The sequence below is a fragment of the Haemophilus parainfluenzae genome, from assembly GCF_003252795.1.
GTDB classification, from domain to species: Bacteria; Pseudomonadota; Gammaproteobacteria; order Enterobacterales; family Pasteurellaceae; genus Haemophilus_D; species Haemophilus_D parainfluenzae_K.
In genome coordinates this window covers 444,763-461,426 of sequence record NZ_QEPQ01000001.1, presented here as the reverse complement: position 1 = coordinate 461,426, position 16,664 = coordinate 444,763, and the positions used below count along the sequence as shown (strand labels likewise).

The following is a 16,664-nucleotide window of genomic DNA, read 5'->3' as shown; positions in this document are numbered from 1 at the left end:
AGCAGAAAGGAGATAAAGTGATTTATCTCCTTTTTTATTTGGTTAATTTAAACGTGCTTTTAAATATCCTTCATAATCGGGAATATCAATATTGATTTCTTGATAAAATAAACTTGATGTTAAAAGGAAATCGGCTGTGCTTTGATTAATCGCCACCGGAATATTCCAGACGGTTGCAATACGCATGAGCGCTTTTACATCAGGATCATGTGGCGCGGCATTCATCGGATCCCAAAAGAAAATCATCATATCAATTTTTTTCTCAGCAATTAGTCCACCGAGTTGTTGATCGCCTCCCATCGGGCCACTTAATAGTGAGGCTATTTTGAGTCCCGTTTCTCTTTCTAATAGATGGCCTGTTGTACCAGTTGCATAAAGTTGATGGGGAGCAAGTGCATCTTTATGTTTCTTTACCCAATTGAGCAGATTTTGTTTACAGCTGTCATGTGCAACGAGCGCTATTCGTTTATGAGAAAAAATTGGGCGAGTTGTCGTGTTCATATTTTGTCCTCTAAAAAGCTTAAAAGCATGCGAACACTTTAGATCAAAGCGGGTAGGGAATGCAATACATAAAGTATGCTTTAACTTAAAGTCAAAAATCCTTTAAAAATGACCGCACTTTTAGTGAAGAGTATTGCAATAACTCGAAGAAATGCGTGAGAACAGTGAAAATCTACTATCTTTCTTGCAAAAAATCTTCTAAAATTTACAAGATTTGTTAAATGTTTGTAACATTGATTAACAAGCTTGATTTTCGTGTTTGGTCATAACCAAACTTCATTTTCACTCAGTAAAATAAGGAAAGACTATGTCAGATACCTTAGTAAACGATATTGACCCAATTGAAACACAGGATTGGTTGTCAGCTGTTGATTCATTAATTCGTGCCGAAGGCGCAGAGCGTGCGCATTACATCATCAATCAGGTGATCGACCAGGCTCGTAATGGTGGTGTGAACATTGCAAAAGGTGGCGTAACAACCCCATATGTTAATACCATCCCAGTTTCTGAACAGCCAGCATACCCAGGTGATAAAGCTATTGAGCGTCGTATTCGTAGTGCTGTACGTTGGAATGCGATCATGGCGGTATTACGTGGTCAGAAAAAAGATCTTGAATTAGGAGGTCACATTTCAACTTATCAATCTGCAGCAAGCATGTATGAAGTCTGTTTTAACCACTTCTTCAAAGCTGCTACAGATAAAAACGGCGGTGACTTAGTCTTCTTCCAAGGCCACGCAGCGCCAGGTATGTATGCGCGTGCATTTGTTGAAGGCCGTATTACTGAAGAACAAATGAATAACTTCCGTCAGGAATGTGAACCAGGTAAAGGTCTTTCTTCTTACCCTCACCCGAAATTAATGCCTGAATTCTGGCAATTCTCTACCGTATCGATGGGTTTAGGTCCAGTAAATGCAATCCGTACTGCTCGTTTTTTAAAATACTTAGATAACCGTGGCTTAAAAGACACCAAAGATCAAAAAGTCTATGCTTTCCTTGGTGATGGTGAGATGGACGAAATCGAAGCGAAAGGTGATTTAACCTTCGCAGCACGTGAAGGCTTAGATAACTTAATCTTCGTTGTAAGCTGTAACTTGCAACGTTTAGATGGCCCTGTAACGGGTAACGGTAAAATCGTTCAAGAATTAGAAGGTTTATTTGCTGGTGCTGGTTGGGAAGTGATCAAAGTCATGTGGGGCTCTAACTGGGACAAATTATTTGCCAAAGACACCTCAGGTAAGTTAACTCAATTGATGATGGAAGTGCTTGATGGCGACTATTTAACCTTCAAATCTAAAGATGGTGCTTATGTTCGTGAACACTTCTTTGGTCGTTATCCAGAAACTGCAGCATTAGTAGCGGATATGACAGATGATGAAATCTGGGCATTAAGACGCGGTGGCCATGATTCTGAAAAACTTTATGCGGCATTCCATAAAGCGCAAACAGCAGGTAAACCTGTAGTAATCCTTGCACACATGGTTAAAGGTTATAAAATTCCTGAAGCAGAAAGTAAAAATACGGCTCACCAATCTAAAAAAATGTCGATCGAAAGTCTTAAATACTTCCGTGATCATTTCCACCTAGATATTAAAGATGAAGATATTCCTAACTATCCATACATTACCTTCCCAGAAGGTTCGGAAGAGTACAATTATCTTCATGGCAGACGTAAAGCGTTAAACGGTTACTTACCGAAACGTTTACCAAAATTCACCACTGAATTTAAAGTGCCATCTTTAGAAGAATTTGCCCCATTATTGGAAGCTCAAGCTCGTCCAATTTCAACTACAATGGCATTCGTGCGTTTCTTAAATACCTTATTGAAAGATAAAAATATTGGTAAACAAATTGTGCCAATTGTTGCTGACGAAGCACGTACTTTTGGTATGGAAGGTTTATTCCGTCAAATCGGTATTTACAATCCACATGGTCAAAACTATGTGCCTTCTGACCGTGATTTAGTGGCTTACTACCGTGAAGCGAAAGATGGCCAAGTATTACAAGAAGGTATCAATGAATTAGGTGCTGCATCATCTTGGTTAGCTGCAGCGAACTCATACTCTGTCAATAACCTTCCGATGATTCCATTCTTTATCTACTACTCAATGTTTGGTTTCCAACGTGTGGGTGACTTAATGTGGGCAGCAGGTGACCAATTAGCACGTGGTTTCATGATCGGTGGTACTTCTGGCCGTACAACATTAAATGGTGAAGGTTTACAACACGAAGATGGCCACAGCCATATTCAATCTCTTGTTATTCCTAACTGTGTGTCTTATGACCCAGCTTACGTTTATGAAGTGGCAGTTATCCTACAAGACGGTATCAACCGTATGTACGGTGAAAAACAAGAAGATGTGTTCTACTACATCACCACATTAAATGAAACTTACGAACAACCAGCAATGCCAAAAGGTGCAGAAGAAGGTATTCGTAAAGGTCTTTATAAATTTGAAACCGTTGAAGCGAAAGGCAACAAAGGTCATGTTCAATTATTAGGTTCTGGTGCGATCTTCCGTCACGTTCGTGAAGCAGCACAAATTCTTGCAAATGAATATGGAGTAAGCTCAGATGTATATAGCGTGCCTTCATTCACTGAAGTGGCTCGTGAAGGTGCGGATGCTGTACGTTGGAATATGTTACATCCAACTGAGACACCACGCGTACCTTACATTGCACAAGTAATGAACGATGCTCCAGCTGTTGCAGCAACTGACTACATGAAATTATTTGCAGAACAAGTTCGTGCATTCATCCCAGCACAAAGCTATCACGTATTAGGTACTGACGGTTTCGGTCGTTCAGACAGCCGTGAAAACTTACGTGAACACTTTGAAGTGGATGCACGTTATGTTGTGGTTGCAGCATTACATGAGCTTGCAAAACAAGGCAAATTTGATGCGAAAGTGGTGGCTGATGCAATCGCGAAATTTGGTTTAAAAACTGAAATTTTAAATCCGCTTTACGCTTAATTAAAACATCCTGTGTGTGAGAGCACACAGGAGCATCTACAAATAAAGTGCGGTTGATTTTAACTGCGTTTTTTAAAGGTAAGATAACATGTCAAAACAAATTCAAATTCCTGATATCGGTAGTGATGAAGTTACCGTAACAGAAGTGATGGTGAAAGTAGGTGATACCATTACTGCTGATCAAAGTATTATCAATGTTGAAGGTGATAAAGCTTCAATGGAAGTCCCTGCACCTGAAGCCGGTGTGGTAAAAGAAGTATTAGTAAAAGTGGGTGATAAAGTCACAACTGGCACACCAATGCTTGTATTAGAGTCAGCGGATGCGGCAGCGCCTGCTCCAGCTGCAGCAGCACCTGCAGCACCTGCACCTGCACCGGCAGCCGCACCAGCAGCTGCAAGTGTCGTTGAAGTCAATGTACCCGATATCGGTTCAGACGAAGTAAACGTGACAGATATTATGGTGAAAGTAGGCGATACCGTTGAAGTTGATCAGTCAATAATCAATGTTGAAGGTGATAAAGCGTCAATGGAAGTGCCTGCTCCAGTTGCTGGCGTCGTAAAAGAAATTTTAATCAACGTGGGTGATAAAGTTGTTACTGGCAAATTAATCATGAAATTTGAAGTGGCAGGTACTGCACCAGCCGCAGCACCAGTTCAACAGGCTGCAGCGCCTGCAGCAGCACCAACAGCTTCAGCCATTAAAGAAGTGAATGTTCCAGATATCGGTGGCGATGAAGTTAACGTAACTGAAATCATGGTTGCCGTTGGTGACAGCGTTTCTGAGGAGCAATCTTTAATCACCGTTGAAGGCGATAAAGCCTCAATGGAAGTGCCAGCTCCGTTTGCGGGTGTGGTAAAAGAAATTTTAGTGAAATCAGGTGATAAAGTTTCAACTGGTTCATTAATTATGAAATTTGAAGTGGCAGGTGCAGCACCAGCGCCAGCAGTAGCTCCTGCAGCGGCAGCTCCAGCTCCTCAAACAGCACCTGCAGTAGCGCCGGCAGCACAATCAGGTAATGTATCTGGTTTAAGCCAAGAACAAGTTGTAGCAAGCGCAGGTTATGCACACGCAACACCGGTGATTCGTCGCTTAGCGCGTGAATACGGTATTAACCTTGATCGCGTAAAAGGTACGGGCCGTAAAGGTCGTGTCGTGAAAGAAGATATTCAAGCTTACGTGAAAACCGCTGTTAAAGCGTTTGAAACAGGCACTGTATCTTCTGCAGCAGCGGGTAATGGTGTGGCAAACGGCGCAGGCTTAGGTTTATTACCGTGGCCGAAAGTTGACTTCAGCAAATTTGGTGAGGTAGAAGAAGTTGAATTAAGCCGTATCAACAAAATCTCTGGTGCAAACTTACATCGTAACTGGGTAATGATTCCACATGTTACTCACTTCGATCGCACAGATATCACCGATTTAGAAGCATTCCGTAAAGAACAGAACAAGATTGTTGAAAAACAAAAATTGGATGTGAAAATTACACCGGTTGTGTTCATTATGAAAGCAGTAGCGAAAGCATTAGAAGCGTTCCCACGTTTCAATAGCTCTATTTCTGAAGACGGTCAAAAATTAACACTTAAAAAATACATCAACATTGGCGTAGCGGTAGATACACCAAACGGTCTTGTTGTACCTGTATTTAAAAACGTGAACAAAAAAGGTATTATCGAACTCTCTCGTGAATTAATGGAAATCTCCAAAAAAGCACGTGACGGTAAACTTTCAGGTTCTGATATGCAAGGTGGTTGTTTCACCATTTCAAGCTTAGGCGGTATTGGTACAACTCACTTTACACCAATTGTAAATGCACCTGAAGTGGCTATCTTAGGTGTGTCTAAATCAGAAATGCAACCAGTTTGGAATGGTAAAGAATTTGAGCCACGCTTAATGCTTCCATTATCATTATCTTTTGACCACCGCGTGATCGATGGTGCTGATGGTGCTCGTTTCTTAAGCTATATCAATGGCGTATTAGCTGACTTACGTCGCTTAGTGATGTAATTAACATGGTAAGATGTGAGTGATTAGGCTCACATCTTACAGAAAGGACCGCAAGTGCGGTCAAAAATTTGAACGTTTTTACGAGGTAAAAATGAGTAAAGAAATTAAAACCCAAGTTGTGGTACTTGGTGCTGGTCCTGCAGGTTATTCAGCGGCATTCCGTTGTGCGGACTTAGGTTTAGAAACAGTACTTGTTGAACGTTATTCAACATTAGGTGGGGTATGTTTAAACGTAGGTTGTATCCCTTCTAAAGCATTACTTCACGTTGCTAAAGTAATTGAAGAAGCAAAACACGCAAGCAAAAATGGTGTGTATTTCGCTGAGCCTCGCATTGATTTAGATGAAGTGCGCGCAGGTAAAGAAGCGGTTGTGGCTAAATTAACAGGCGGTCTTGCAGGCATGGCTAAACAACGTAAAGTCACCGTTGTTGAAGGTTTAGCGGCGTTTACCGATCCACATACATTAGTAGCACGTGATCGTGATGGTAAACCAACAACAATCAAATTCGATAATGCGATTATCGCAGCGGGTTCTCGCCCAATTCAATTACCATTCATTCCACATGAAGATCCACGTGTTTGGGATTCAACAGATGCTCTTAAATTAAAAGAAGTACCGAAAAAACTTTTAATCATGGGTGGTGGTATCATCGGTTTAGAGATGGGTACCGTATATCATGCATTAGGTTCTGAAGTTGAAGTGGTTGAAATGTTTGACCAAGTAATTCCAGCAGCAGATAAAGATGTTGTTGCAATCTACACCAAACAAGTAGAGAAAAAATTCAAGTTAATGCTTGAAACTAAAGTGACTGCAGTTGAAGCAAAAGACGATGGTATCTATGTTTCAATGGAAGGTAAAGCATGCAATGACACTAAACGTTATGATGCAGTGTTAGTGGCAATCGGTCGTACACCAAACGGTAAATTGATCGATGCAGGTAAAGCTGGAGTTGAAGTGGATGAGCGTGGTTTCATTCATGTTGATAAGCAAATGCGTACTAATGTGCCTCATATCTTTGCAATCGGTGATATTGTTGGTCAACCAATGTTAGCTCACAAAGGTGTCCACGAAGGTCACGTAGCGGCAGAAGTGATTGCAGGACAAAAACATTACTTCGATCCAAAAGTCATTCCTTCTATTGCTTATACTGAACCAGAAGTAGCTTGGGTAGGTAAAACTGAGAAAGAATGTAAACAAGAAGGTTTAAACTACGAAGTCGCTAAATTCCCTTGGGCAGCTTCTGGCCGTGCGATTGCATCTGAATGTGCAGAAGGTATGACCAAATTAATCTTTGATAAAGATACTCATCGTATACTTGGTGGGGCTATCGTGGGGGCTAACGGTGGTGAATTATTAGGTGAAATCGGTCTAGCGATCGAAATGGGTTGTGATGCGGAAGATATCGCATTAACAATTCATGCTCACCCAACACTTCATGAATCTGTAGGTCTTGCGGCTGAAGTATTTGAAGGTTCAATTACCGATCTTCCAAATGCAAAAGCGAAGAAAAAATAATCAATTCTAATCCTTTTAAGGGCTACTCATTGAGCAGTCCTTATTTTTTTTGAGATCTCACTCACAAAATTGCATAAAAATTCAATAAAAACTGGCGGGCATAATGACTTTTTGATAAAATCCGACCAGTTTTGTTTTTATATTTTTTTATTATTTAAAAGCTATGTTAAAGAAGATTTTGATTATTGTAGGTTTGGCTGTTTTGACAACAGCCTGCTCTAACAACTCGGGGCAGGCACAAAACGGCATGATTAGTGAAAGTGATGATGCTGAGTTAACGGGTTTGATTGCTGGTTTAGATGGGAAAAAAGGGGGCGTTTACCCTAAATTAAGAACTAACCGTCCTAAATCAGGTTTAATTGGTGATAAAGCGCTTGCTCAAGTTTATAACGAATGGGTTGGTACTCGTTACAGAATGGGTGGCACTTCAAAACATGGTATTGATTGCTCTGCATTTATGCAAACTGCTTTTCTCGATGCTTACGGCATGGAGCTTCCACGTTCAACCTCAGAACAACGCTATTTAGGTCGCCAAATCCAAAAACATGAATTACGTAAAGGTGATTTAGTGTTCTTCCGTCGCAACAATCATGTTGGCGTTTATATTGGTAATAACCAATTTATGCATGCAAGTACAAGTCAAGGCGTAACAATTAGTTCATTAGATGAAGATTACTGGTCAAGAACTTATACACAATCTCGTCGCGTGATGTAATGACAATTTTATTTCAACAAGAAGTGCGGTTAATTTTAACCGCACTTTTCTTTATTTAGAATTTAGATTATTTGATTATTGGCTTAAGCCGCAAATTTCATTAAGTCTCTTCTTGGTTTCATTTGATGGATAGTATTCGTCACCGTGCCAACTAATGGAAGGTTTGTCCATTGTGTTGTTTTAATATTTTCCACTTTAGAATCTAATGCCATGAATACAAATTCATTACCGCTTACGCCGGCAAATTCATAGATATGGAATTCATCTTGTTTTTCTAAAACGACAAGATCACCAATGAAAAGGCTGTCATTTTTTTCAACCACTAACATATCGCCCATTTCAATTCCCCAAGCAAGCATATTCGGATTGGTAACACGAATAAAACAAGTTTGTTGTGGACGTTTGATGCAATAAAGGTTGAGATCTAATTTTTTATTAAATGTTGATTTGCTTTCAACATCATTGAAAAATGGCATAGGATGATAAGAAAACGTCATATCATTTTGTGCAACTGTATTTGCGTAGTTCATCATCTTGTGTTCCTTTTAGTTTGTGTGTTTTTAATCAGTGGTTGTTTATACAGTTGTAATATACTGGTATTAGATACAGTATGTCAATAGGGCATAGAAAAAATTTTTTTATAGGCGAAAATTTTAGAAAAAATTCATTCCTTACTGAAAAAGTTCAATTTTTTAACAAAATAATAAAGAAAAAATTTTCTTTTAAATAAAATTTGAGCTATCTTTATCTTGTTTCGGTGGATCGTAACGATCTGAAGTTCAACTTAATCTTCATTTAAAACTATTATGAATACAACACGTTTATTTCATTTTTTGTTCCAAGGTAATTTGGTAAAACGAATTGCCGTTGGTTTGGTACTCGGGATCCTTGTTGCCTTGGTGAATGAGAGTGTAAAAAATTCAGCAGGTATTGATCTTGCATCTAGCTTTGGAGTGCTCGGTCAAATCTTTGTTAAAGCATTGCGTGCTGTTGCACCAATTTTGATTTTCTTCCTTGTTATGGCTGCGCTCGCTAATAAGAAAGTGGGCTCTAAAAGTAACATGAAAGAAATTGTCGTGCTTTATCTTTTGGGTACGTTCTTAGCGGCTGTGGCTGCAGTAATTGCAAGTATGGCATTCCCATCAGATGTGGCTCTTGCAGTAAAAGAGGATGCGAGTTCAGCACCTCAATCTGTTGGTCAAGTCATGTTAACGTTAGTATTGAATGTGGTGGATAACCCATTAAATGCAATTTTCAAAGCAAACTTTATCGGTGTTTTAGCGTGGTCTATCGGTTTAGGTTTAGCCCTTCGTCATGCATCAGATGCAACTAAACAAGTTGTGGCTGATTTTGCAGAAGGCATTTCTAAAATTGTTCACGTGATTATTTCATTTGCACCTTTTGGTGTATTCGGTTTAGTGGCTGAAACATTATCTGACAAAGGCTTATCTGCGTTAGGTGGATATGTTCACTTATTATTCGTGTTAATCGGTACAATGCTATTTACTGCCTTTGTACTTAATCCAATTCTCGTTTATTGGAAAATTCGTCGTAATCCATATCCATTAGTGTGGACTTGTGTACGCGAAAGTGGTGTAACTGCATTCTTTACACGTAGCTCTGCAGCAAACATTCCTGTAAACATTGAATTAGCAAAACGCTTAAATCTTGATGAAGAAACCTATTCTGTGGCAATTCCATTGGGTGCGAATATCAATATGGCGGGTGCGGCAATTACTATTACTGTATTAACGTTAGCAGCTGTTCATACATTGGGTATTGAAGTTTCTTTTGTTAGTGCGGTGTTATTAAGTATTGTTGCGGCGCTTTGTGCGTGTGGGGCATCTGGTGTTGCTGGTGGCTCATTATTGTTAATTCCATTAGCTTGTAGCTTATTCGGTATTAATGATGACATCGCTGCTCAAATGATTGGTGTAGGTTTCGTGATTGGTATCTTACAAGACTCAACAGAAACAGCACTTAACTCTTCAACTGACGTACTATTTACTGCGGCAGTATGTATCGAAGAAGAGCGTAAAAACGGTTAATTAAATTAATCTAATAAGGCGGGCAATTGCTCGCCTTTTGTTTTTAAAGGAAAGAGAATGGCACTTTTAATTCAGCAAGCAAAATTTAAGCTTTATCAAAAACAGACCTTAAACTTACCGCACTTTGCGATTGAGCCACAACAATATTGGGTTGTGGTAGGCAGTAATGGGAGTGGGAAATCGGCGTTTGCTTTAGCTTTGCAAAATGAGTTACCTTTACAGGAAGGGGAGTACCATAATTCCTTCAAACGTGTTCACTCCTTTTCTTTTGAAAAACAACGAGAAATTCTTGAAGCCACATTAAAGAATTTAAACAACGATGATACCGATCCAGATTTCTTTGGTAAAACGGCAAGAGAAACCATTTTAAATGGCAGCACGGAACTCACTTTTTGTGAACAAATTGCAGAAAAATTAGGGATTACTTATCTCTTAGATCGTTTCTTTATCAAACTTTCTACTGGGGAAACACGAAAAGTCTTATTGGCACAAACATTATTGCAAAAGCCCGATTTATTAATTTTAGATGAACCTTTTGAAGGGCTAGATCAGCAATCAGTAAAAGATTGGATGGTGATGTTGAACGAACTAAAAAAAGAATGTGCTATCGTTCTAATCGTTAATCGTTTGGCAGATATTCCGGCTGAAGCGACTCATTTAGCTATGTTGGAAAATTTAGAGTTAGTATTAGAAGGTGTACGCCAATCCATTGAGCAACAAAGTATTTATCAACAATTAGTGTATGCGGAACAGTCTGTTGATGTTGCGTTGCCTGAGCCGGCCTCACCATTACTAAAACTGCCTGAAAACCAACCGCACTTTGAACTTAAAAATGTTACAGTTCAGTATGGCGATAAAGTGATTTTGGATCATTTAAATTGGGTTGTTCAGCCAAATCAAAATTGGTGGATTAAAGGACCAAATGGAGCAGGGAAGTCAACCTTACTTTCGTTAATTACAGGTGATCATCCTCAAGCCTTTGCGAATCATGTGATGATTTTTGGTAAACAACGTGGTTCAGGCGAAACCATTTGGGATATCAAACAAAAAATTGGTTACGTAAGCAGCCAACTGCATTTAGATTATCGTGTGAATTGTTCCGTGCTAGATGTGATCATTTCAGGTTTTTTTGACAGTATTGGGATTTATCAACAAGTGCCAGAGGCAATTCGTTTGAAAGCCATGCAATGGTTAGCTCGTTTAAATCTGACTCATTTAGCAAAAAAGCCATTTCGTTCACTTTCTTGGGGACAGCAACGTTTGCTTTTAATTACACGTGCAATGGTGAAATATCCGCCTGTTTTGATTTTAGATGAACCTTTTCAAGGGCTTGATGGATTAAATCGCAAGCTAGTAAAACATTTTATTGAGCAACTGGTCAATAATAGTAAAACCCAACTTTTATTTGTCTCTCATCAAGATTTAGATGCCCCGAATTGTATTACGCATCTTTTTGAATTTATAAGAGAAAACGATAAATATATTTATATACAAAGTGCGGTCTAATTTGATAGACTTTTCTTATATATCCTCATCATTAAGGAGCAATCTATGGAAGGCTTATCCGTTGCCGCAATCGTCTTTATTGTATTAGTTGTAGTCGTACTTTTTTCAGCACTCAAAACTGTACCGCAAGGTTATAACTGGACGATTGAGCGTTTTGGGCGTTATACCCACACTCTAATGCCTGGCTTAAACTTTGTCGTACCATTTGTGGATCGTGTTGGCCGCAAGATCAATATGATGGAACAGGTATTAGATATTCCCTCACAAGAAGTTATTTCTAAGGATAACGCCAACGTATCTATTGATGCGGTCTGTTTTGTTCAGGTGATTGATGCTCGTAGTGCAGCTTATGAAGTGAACCATTTAGAACAGGCGATTATCAATTTAACTATGACCAACATTCGTACCGTATTAGGTTCGATGGAATTGGATGAAATGCTTTCCCAACGTGACTCCATTAACGGTCGCTTGCTGGCAATTGTGGATGAAGCGACCAATCCTTGGGGAATTAAAGTCACCCGTATTGAAATTCGCGATGTGCGTCCACCACGTGAGTTGATTGATTCAATGAACGCACAAATGAAAGCAGAACGTAATAAACGGGCGGAAGTCTTAGAAGCGGAAGGGATTCGTCAGGCGGAAATTTTACGTGCAGAAGGAGAAAAACAAGCCCGCATTCTGAAAGCAGAAGGGGAGCGTCAAGAAGCCTTCTTACAAGCAGAAGCGCGTGAACGTGCAGCAGAAGCAGAAGCGAAAGCAACCCAAATGGTGTCAGAAGCGATTGCCAGCGGTGATACCAAAGCAATCAATTACTTCATCGCACAAAAATACACAGAAGCCTTAAAACAAATTGGTGGTTCACCGAACAGTAAAGTGGTTATGATTCCGCTTGAAGCAGGCAATTTAATCGGCTCGGTGGCGGGTATTGCCGAACTGTTAAAAGGCGACAAAAAAGCGTAATTTCTTAAAGTGCGGTTAAAAATGACCGCACTTTTTCTCTCAAGGAGTTGATATGGCAGATTGGTTAACAACTTGGTCGGTATGGCATTGGTTAGTATTAGGTTTTGTATTATTAATCGCTGAAACTCTCGTACCTGGCGTGTTTTTATTATGGTGGGGCTTGGCCGCGATTGTGGCAGCAGGCGTAATGGCGTTGGTGCCAAGTTTATCCTTAACCGCCTTAGCCATTTTTTATGCGATTTTAGCGATTATTCTCTCGTTGCTTTGGTGGAAATACCAACATAGCAAAGATAATCAGGATCAATCACGTACAACCTTAAATCAACGGGATCATACTCTGTTAGGTAAAAAAGGCACGGTGTTAGAAATTGGTTCTAACGGGATTGGTCGAGGTGCTTTTGGCGATACCACATGGCGTATCCAAGGCGAGCATTTAAATGTGAACGAGCTTGTGGTGGTAGAACGCGTTGATGGCATTACATTGTTAGTTAAAAAGGTAACAGAATGAATCATTTGATTATTTTTGCGCATCCCAATAGCCAAAAAAGTTTTGGTCGTGCAATTGTGGATCGCATTGTAAAAGCAAGTCAACAGCTTGGTGTTGAAACCCATTTGCGTGATCTTTACACCATGAAATTTAACCCGATTATTTCCTTTGAAGAATTACAATCGGCTAATAAGGGTATTATCCCCGCAGAAATTCAGCAGGAACATGATTTTATTCGCCAAGCAGATTTGATTACGATGGTTTATCCTTTATGGTGGATGGGGTTTCCCGCCATGTTGAAAGGCTATTTGGATCGTGTATTAAGCCATGGTTTTGCTTATAAAACAGAGAATGGTGAATCCAAAGGTCTGCTTCAAGATAAAGCAATGCAACAATTTATCACCATAGGGAGTAGCGTAGCAAAATATCAAGAATACGGCGTGGATAAATCCCTCAATCATTGTTTGATCAATGGTTTATTTAATTATTGCGGTATCGAGAATGTGGATTACTCTTTATTTGGTGATATTCACATTATCGATGATGCAGCCCGCCAGGCGATGCTTGATGAAGCTGCTGAAAAAACAACAGCAAAATTGACCGCACTTTTAGCTCAATCTTGAGCACAATTATAGGAAAGCAACAGATGTCAGAAACTCAAATGAATAATTTCTCTTTAATTAGTCGCTTATTCGGCAATTTATTTTATCGCAGCCCTACGGATCCAATTTTGAGTGGGGTATTTGATTGGCTGCAACAACAAGGTTTAAGTCAAGTGTGGGCACTTTCTACGGATAAAGAAAGTGAAGCCGCCATTGATAATTTACAGATGAAAATTGATTTAACGTTACTTGATCAAGAATATCAAAAATTGTTTGGTCCAAACGGTAACGTGCCGACAGCTATTTCAAGTTATGGTATCGATGTGCAACGTTTTATGGATTTCCGTCATGCTCGTAACGTGCCAGAGACAGAGAATGTGGATCATTTCGCCTTGTTATTGCTTACAGCCTCTTGGTTAGAAGACAACACGGAATCGCTATCCGCTCAACAAGATTTATTCGGTGATTTCTTATTACCTTGTGCAGCGAAATTCTTAACCCAAGTGGAAACTTATGCCACACTTCCTTTCTATCGTTCATTAGCGTATTTAACCCGTGAAATCTTGGCTGCAATGGCTGATGAATTAGAAGAAGGCGAGTAGTTTTCATCAATAGAATAGATTTCTAAAAGAGATTTTTAGATGCCAATAAAAAAGCCCCGCGTGTCAAAACGCGGGGCTTTTATTTAATGGAAGATCAATTATTCTTCAGAAGTCACATCTTCAGAGCCTTCATCCTCATCATCCACATCACAAACACGTTCAAGGCTGACTACGTGCTCATCTTCTGCGGTACGAATTAAACGAACCCCTTGGGTGTTACGGCCAACGATGCTTACTTCACTTACGCGAGTACGCACTAAGGTACCCGCATCAGTAATAAGCATGATTTGGTCAGTTTCTTCTACTTGTGTCGCGGCAACGACTTTACCGTTACGTTCGCTCACTTTAATCGAAATCACCCCTTTGGTATTACGGGATTTGGTTGGGTATTCGCTTAATTGTGTGCGTTTACCGTAACCGTTTTGCGTCGCCGTAAGGATTGCGCCGTCATTTTTCGGCACAACTAAGGAAACCACTTTATCGATATTGAGATTGAGGGTTTCTTCTGCATTATCATCGGAAACCTCTTCAATTTCGACCGCACTTTCATCGTCAGCGATGTCGTTGGTGAGGGCGAGTTTAATACCGCGAACACCTGTTGCTAAACGACCCATTGCACGGACTGCACTTTCCGCGAAACGCACTACGCGACCTTGCGAAGAGAACAACATGATTTCGTTAGAACCATCGGTGATATCCACGCCGATTAATTCATCTTCATCACGTAAGTTCAAGGCGATGATACCGCTTGAACGTGGACGGCTGAATTCGGTTAGCGCAATTTTCTTCACAATACCACCAGCCGTTGCCATGATGACGAATTTATCTTCTTCATAAGCAGAGATTGGCAAGATTGCGGTGATACGCTCGTTTTCTTGCAACGGTAGAATATTCACAATCGGACGACCACGCGCACCACGGCTTGCTTGTGGTAATTGATAGACTTTCAACCAATATAAGCGACCGCGGCTCGAGAAGCAGAGAATCGTATCATGAGTATTCGCCACTAAGAGTTTTTCGATGAAGTCTTCATCTTTCATCTTCGTTGAAGATTTACCTTTACCGCCACGGCGTTGTGCTTCATAGTCGGTAAGTGGTTGATATTTCACATAACCTTCATGAGAAAGGGTCACTACTACATCTTCTTGAGCAATTAAATCTTCTAAATCAATATCACCAGAAGCCGCAGTAATTTCAGTACGACGTTCGTCAGCGAATTGAGCACGTACTTGTTCAAGCTCTTCACGAATCACTTCCATCAAGCGTTCAGGGCTGTTGATGATATGGAGAAGTTCTGCAATTTTAACCAATAACTCTTTGTATTCATTGATCACTTCTTCGGTAGCAAGACCGGTTAAACGGTGCAAGCGAAGTTCTAAGATTGCATCAACTTGTTCTGGAGAAAGATAGTAATCAGAACCTTTAATACCAAATTCAGCGGCTAATTCAGCCGGACGAGCCGCTGCATCAAGCAAGCCTAAAATTTCGTTATTCAGTTTCCAAGGACGAGAAATTAATTTTTCTGCCGCTTCTTTACGCTCTTTCGATTGACGGATGATATCGATGATTTCATCGATGTTTGATGTCGCAACCGCTAAACCTTCTAAAATATGAGTACGCTCGCGGGCTTTACGCAATTCAAATAAAGAACGGCGAATCACCACTTCGCGACGGTGCATCACAAAGGCTTCAATGATTTGTTTTAAGTTGAATAAACGTGGTTGACCGTGATCTAAGGCCACCATGTTGATCCCGAAAGTCACCTGCATTTGTGTGAGAGCATAAAGGTGATTTAATACCACTTCGCCTACGGCATCGCGTTTGATATCTATTTCAATGCGGATCCCTTCTTTGTTAGAAAGGTCGATAATATTGCTGATGCCTTCGATTTTTTTATCTTTGATGAGCTCAGCAATTTTTTCTACCAATTTGGCTTTGTTCACTTGATAAGGCAATTCGGTCACAATGATTTGCTCTTTGCCTTTATCTGTAGTTTCTACGCTAGCACGAGCGCGAACATACACTTTGCCGCGACCTGTGCGATAAGCTTCTTCAATCCCTTTACGGCCATTAATTAATGCCGCTGTTGGGAAGTCTGGGCCAGGAATATATTGCATTAACTCATCAATGGTGATGTTTTCATTATCAATATAAGCCAAGCAGCCATCTAAAACTTCATTTAAGTTGTGTGGTGGAATGTTCGTTGCCATCCCCACCGCAATACCAGAAGAACCGTTTGCTAAAAGTGCAGGAATACGGGTTGGTAATACATCTGGAATCATTAATTCGCCATCATAGTTTGGCGAGAAATTCACGGTTTCTTTATCCAAGTCAGTTAATAACGCTTGGGTAATTTTTTGCATACGGACTTCGGTATAACGCATTGCCGCTGGCGCGTCACCGTCGATTGAACCGAAGTTACCTTGCCCATCTACCAACATGTAGCGTAATGAGAACGGCTGTGCCATACGCACAATGGTGTCATATACCGCAGAATCACCGTGCGGGTGATATTTACCGATTACATCACCTACCACACGGGCAGATTTTACGTATTTTTTGCCGGCAGTGATGCCAGATTGATCCATGGAGAAAAGCACACGTCGATGTACCGGTTTTAAACCGTCACGCACATCAGGCAAAGCACGCCCAACAATCACCGACATGGCGTAGTCAAGGTAAGAAGATTTTAGTTCTTCTTCAATATTGACTGGGGTAATAGAGGAATGGATTGAATCCGTCATTTTTATT

General features: G+C 40.3%; 13 protein-coding genes. 10 read left to right on the top strand and 3 right to left on the bottom strand.

Translation table 11 applies throughout. The features are described from left to right. Nucleotides 1-42: 42 nt before the first annotated feature. Entirely contained in the window at nucleotides 43-501 is a 459-nt protein-coding gene (gene mgsA, locus DPV81_RS02155; protein ID WP_111386524.1) for a methylglyoxal synthase, read from the bottom strand. A 307-nt stretch (nucleotides 502-808) separates the two neighbouring features. Between mgsA and aceE the strand changes: the two genes are divergently transcribed. The 4 genes from aceE to DPV81_RS02135 all read left to right on the top strand — a co-directional run bounded on the left by aceE (nucleotide 809) and on the right by DPV81_RS02135 (nucleotide 7,708). Beyond that, complete coding sequence (aceE, locus tag DPV81_RS02150) at nucleotides 809-3,475, top strand: pyruvate dehydrogenase (acetyl-transferring), homodimeric type (RefSeq protein WP_111386523.1); 2,667 nt, start codon at nucleotides 809-811, stop codon at nucleotides 3,473-3,475. Nucleotides 3,476-3,563: 88 nt separating this feature from the next. Then, nucleotides 3,564-5,477, top strand: coding sequence for a pyruvate dehydrogenase complex dihydrolipoyllysine-residue acetyltransferase (gene aceF, locus DPV81_RS02145; RefSeq protein WP_111386521.1), 1,914 nt, complete (start codon nucleotides 3,564-3,566; stop codon nucleotides 5,475-5,477). 91 nt (nucleotides 5,478-5,568) lie between these two features. Further along, nucleotides 5,569-6,993, top strand: coding sequence for a dihydrolipoyl dehydrogenase (lpdA, locus tag DPV81_RS02140; protein WP_005695688.1), 1,425 nt, complete (start codon nucleotides 5,569-5,571; stop codon nucleotides 6,991-6,993). 163 nt (nucleotides 6,994-7,156) lie between these two features. After that, entirely contained in the window at nucleotides 7,157-7,708 is a 552-nt protein-coding gene (locus DPV81_RS02135) for an NlpC/P60 family protein (protein ID WP_005695690.1), read from the top strand. Between the two features lie 83 nt (nucleotides 7,709-7,791). On the opposite strand, the gene DPV81_RS02130 is transcribed toward DPV81_RS02135, so the two are convergent. Then, entirely contained in the window at nucleotides 7,792-8,241 is a 450-nt protein-coding gene (locus DPV81_RS02130; protein WP_075875252.1) for a LexA family protein, read from the bottom strand. Nucleotides 8,242-8,514: 273 nt separating this feature from the next. On the opposite strand from DPV81_RS02130, the gene sstT reads away from it, so the two are divergent. Genes sstT through DPV81_RS02100 form a run of 6 tightly spaced genes read left to right on the top strand, consistent with a single transcriptional unit; the run spans nucleotide 8,515 to nucleotide 13,913 of the window. Then, nucleotides 8,515-9,756 carry a serine/threonine transporter SstT gene (gene sstT / locus DPV81_RS02125; RefSeq protein WP_111386520.1) on the top strand — a complete coding sequence of 414 codons (1,242 nt, stop codon included), beginning with the start codon at nucleotides 8,515-8,517 and terminating at the stop codon, nucleotides 9,754-9,756. A 57-nt stretch (nucleotides 9,757-9,813) separates the two neighbouring features. Beyond that, nucleotides 9,814-11,262 (top strand): molybdate ABC transporter ATP-binding protein ModF, encoded by a 1,449-nt coding sequence (gene modF, locus DPV81_RS02120; protein WP_111386518.1) that lies wholly within the window; start codon nucleotides 9,814-9,816, stop codon nucleotides 11,260-11,262. Between the two features lie 45 nt (nucleotides 11,263-11,307). Beyond that, the gene (locus DPV81_RS02115) at nucleotides 11,308-12,222 is read left to right on the top strand and encodes an SPFH domain-containing protein (RefSeq protein WP_111386516.1); all 915 of its coding nucleotides are present in this window, start codon (nucleotides 11,308-11,310) and stop codon (nucleotides 12,220-12,222) included. A 52-nt stretch (nucleotides 12,223-12,274) separates the two neighbouring features. Continuing rightward, on the top strand, nucleotides 12,275-12,730 hold the full coding sequence (locus DPV81_RS02110) for an NfeD family protein (RefSeq protein WP_111386515.1): 456 nt from the start codon (nucleotides 12,275-12,277) through the stop codon (nucleotides 12,728-12,730). Then, on the top strand, nucleotides 12,727-13,332 hold the full coding sequence (locus DPV81_RS02105) for an NAD(P)H-dependent oxidoreductase (RefSeq protein ID WP_111386513.1): 606 nt from the start codon (nucleotides 12,727-12,729) through the stop codon (nucleotides 13,330-13,332). Before DPV81_RS02110 ends, DPV81_RS02105 begins: the two co-directional genes overlap by 4 nt. Nucleotides 13,333-13,355: 23 nt before the next feature. Further along, a complete protein-coding gene (locus DPV81_RS02100; RefSeq protein WP_111386511.1) occupies nucleotides 13,356-13,913 on the top strand; it encodes a TorD/DmsD family molecular chaperone in 558 nt (185 codons plus the stop codon). 98 nt (nucleotides 13,914-14,011) lie between these two features. On the opposite strand, the gene gyrA is transcribed toward DPV81_RS02100, so the two are convergent. Then, a complete protein-coding gene (gene gyrA, locus DPV81_RS02095) occupies nucleotides 14,012-16,657 on the bottom strand; it encodes a DNA topoisomerase (ATP-hydrolyzing) subunit A (RefSeq protein WP_111386510.1) in 2,646 nt (881 codons plus the stop codon). Between the last annotated feature and the right edge of the window lie 7 nt (nucleotides 16,658-16,664).

Excerpts from the sequence above, each read along its gene's own strand:
- mgsA (WP_111386524.1), bottom strand. The coding sequence starts at position 501 with ATGAACACGACAACTCGCCCAATTTTTTCTCATAAACGAATAGCGCTC.
- aceE (WP_111386523.1), top strand. The coding sequence starts at position 809 with ATGTCAGATACCTTAGTAAACGATATTGACCCAATTGAAACACAGGAT.
- aceF (WP_111386521.1), top strand. The coding sequence starts at position 3,564 with ATGTCAAAACAAATTCAAATTCCTGATATCGGTAGTGATGAAGTTACC.
- lpdA (WP_005695688.1), top strand. The coding sequence starts at position 5,569 with ATGAGTAAAGAAATTAAAACCCAAGTTGTGGTACTTGGTGCTGGTCCT.
- DPV81_RS02135 (WP_005695690.1), top strand. The coding sequence starts at position 7,157 with ATGTTAAAGAAGATTTTGATTATTGTAGGTTTGGCTGTTTTGACAACA.
- DPV81_RS02130 (WP_075875252.1), bottom strand. The coding sequence starts at position 8,241 with ATGATGAACTACGCAAATACAGTTGCACAAAATGATATGACGTTTTCT.
- sstT (WP_111386520.1), top strand. The coding sequence starts at position 8,515 with ATGAATACAACACGTTTATTTCATTTTTTGTTCCAAGGTAATTTGGTA.
- modF (WP_111386518.1), top strand. The coding sequence starts at position 9,814 with ATGGCACTTTTAATTCAGCAAGCAAAATTTAAGCTTTATCAAAAACAG.
- DPV81_RS02115 (WP_111386516.1), top strand. The coding sequence starts at position 11,308 with ATGGAAGGCTTATCCGTTGCCGCAATCGTCTTTATTGTATTAGTTGTA.
- DPV81_RS02110 (WP_111386515.1), top strand. The coding sequence starts at position 12,275 with ATGGCAGATTGGTTAACAACTTGGTCGGTATGGCATTGGTTAGTATTA.
- DPV81_RS02105 (WP_111386513.1), top strand. The coding sequence starts at position 12,727 with ATGAATCATTTGATTATTTTTGCGCATCCCAATAGCCAAAAAAGTTTT.
- DPV81_RS02100 (WP_111386511.1), top strand. The coding sequence starts at position 13,356 with ATGTCAGAAACTCAAATGAATAATTTCTCTTTAATTAGTCGCTTATTC.
- gyrA (WP_111386510.1), bottom strand. The coding sequence starts at position 16,657 with ATGACGGATTCAATCCATTCCTCTATTACCCCAGTCAATATTGAAGAA.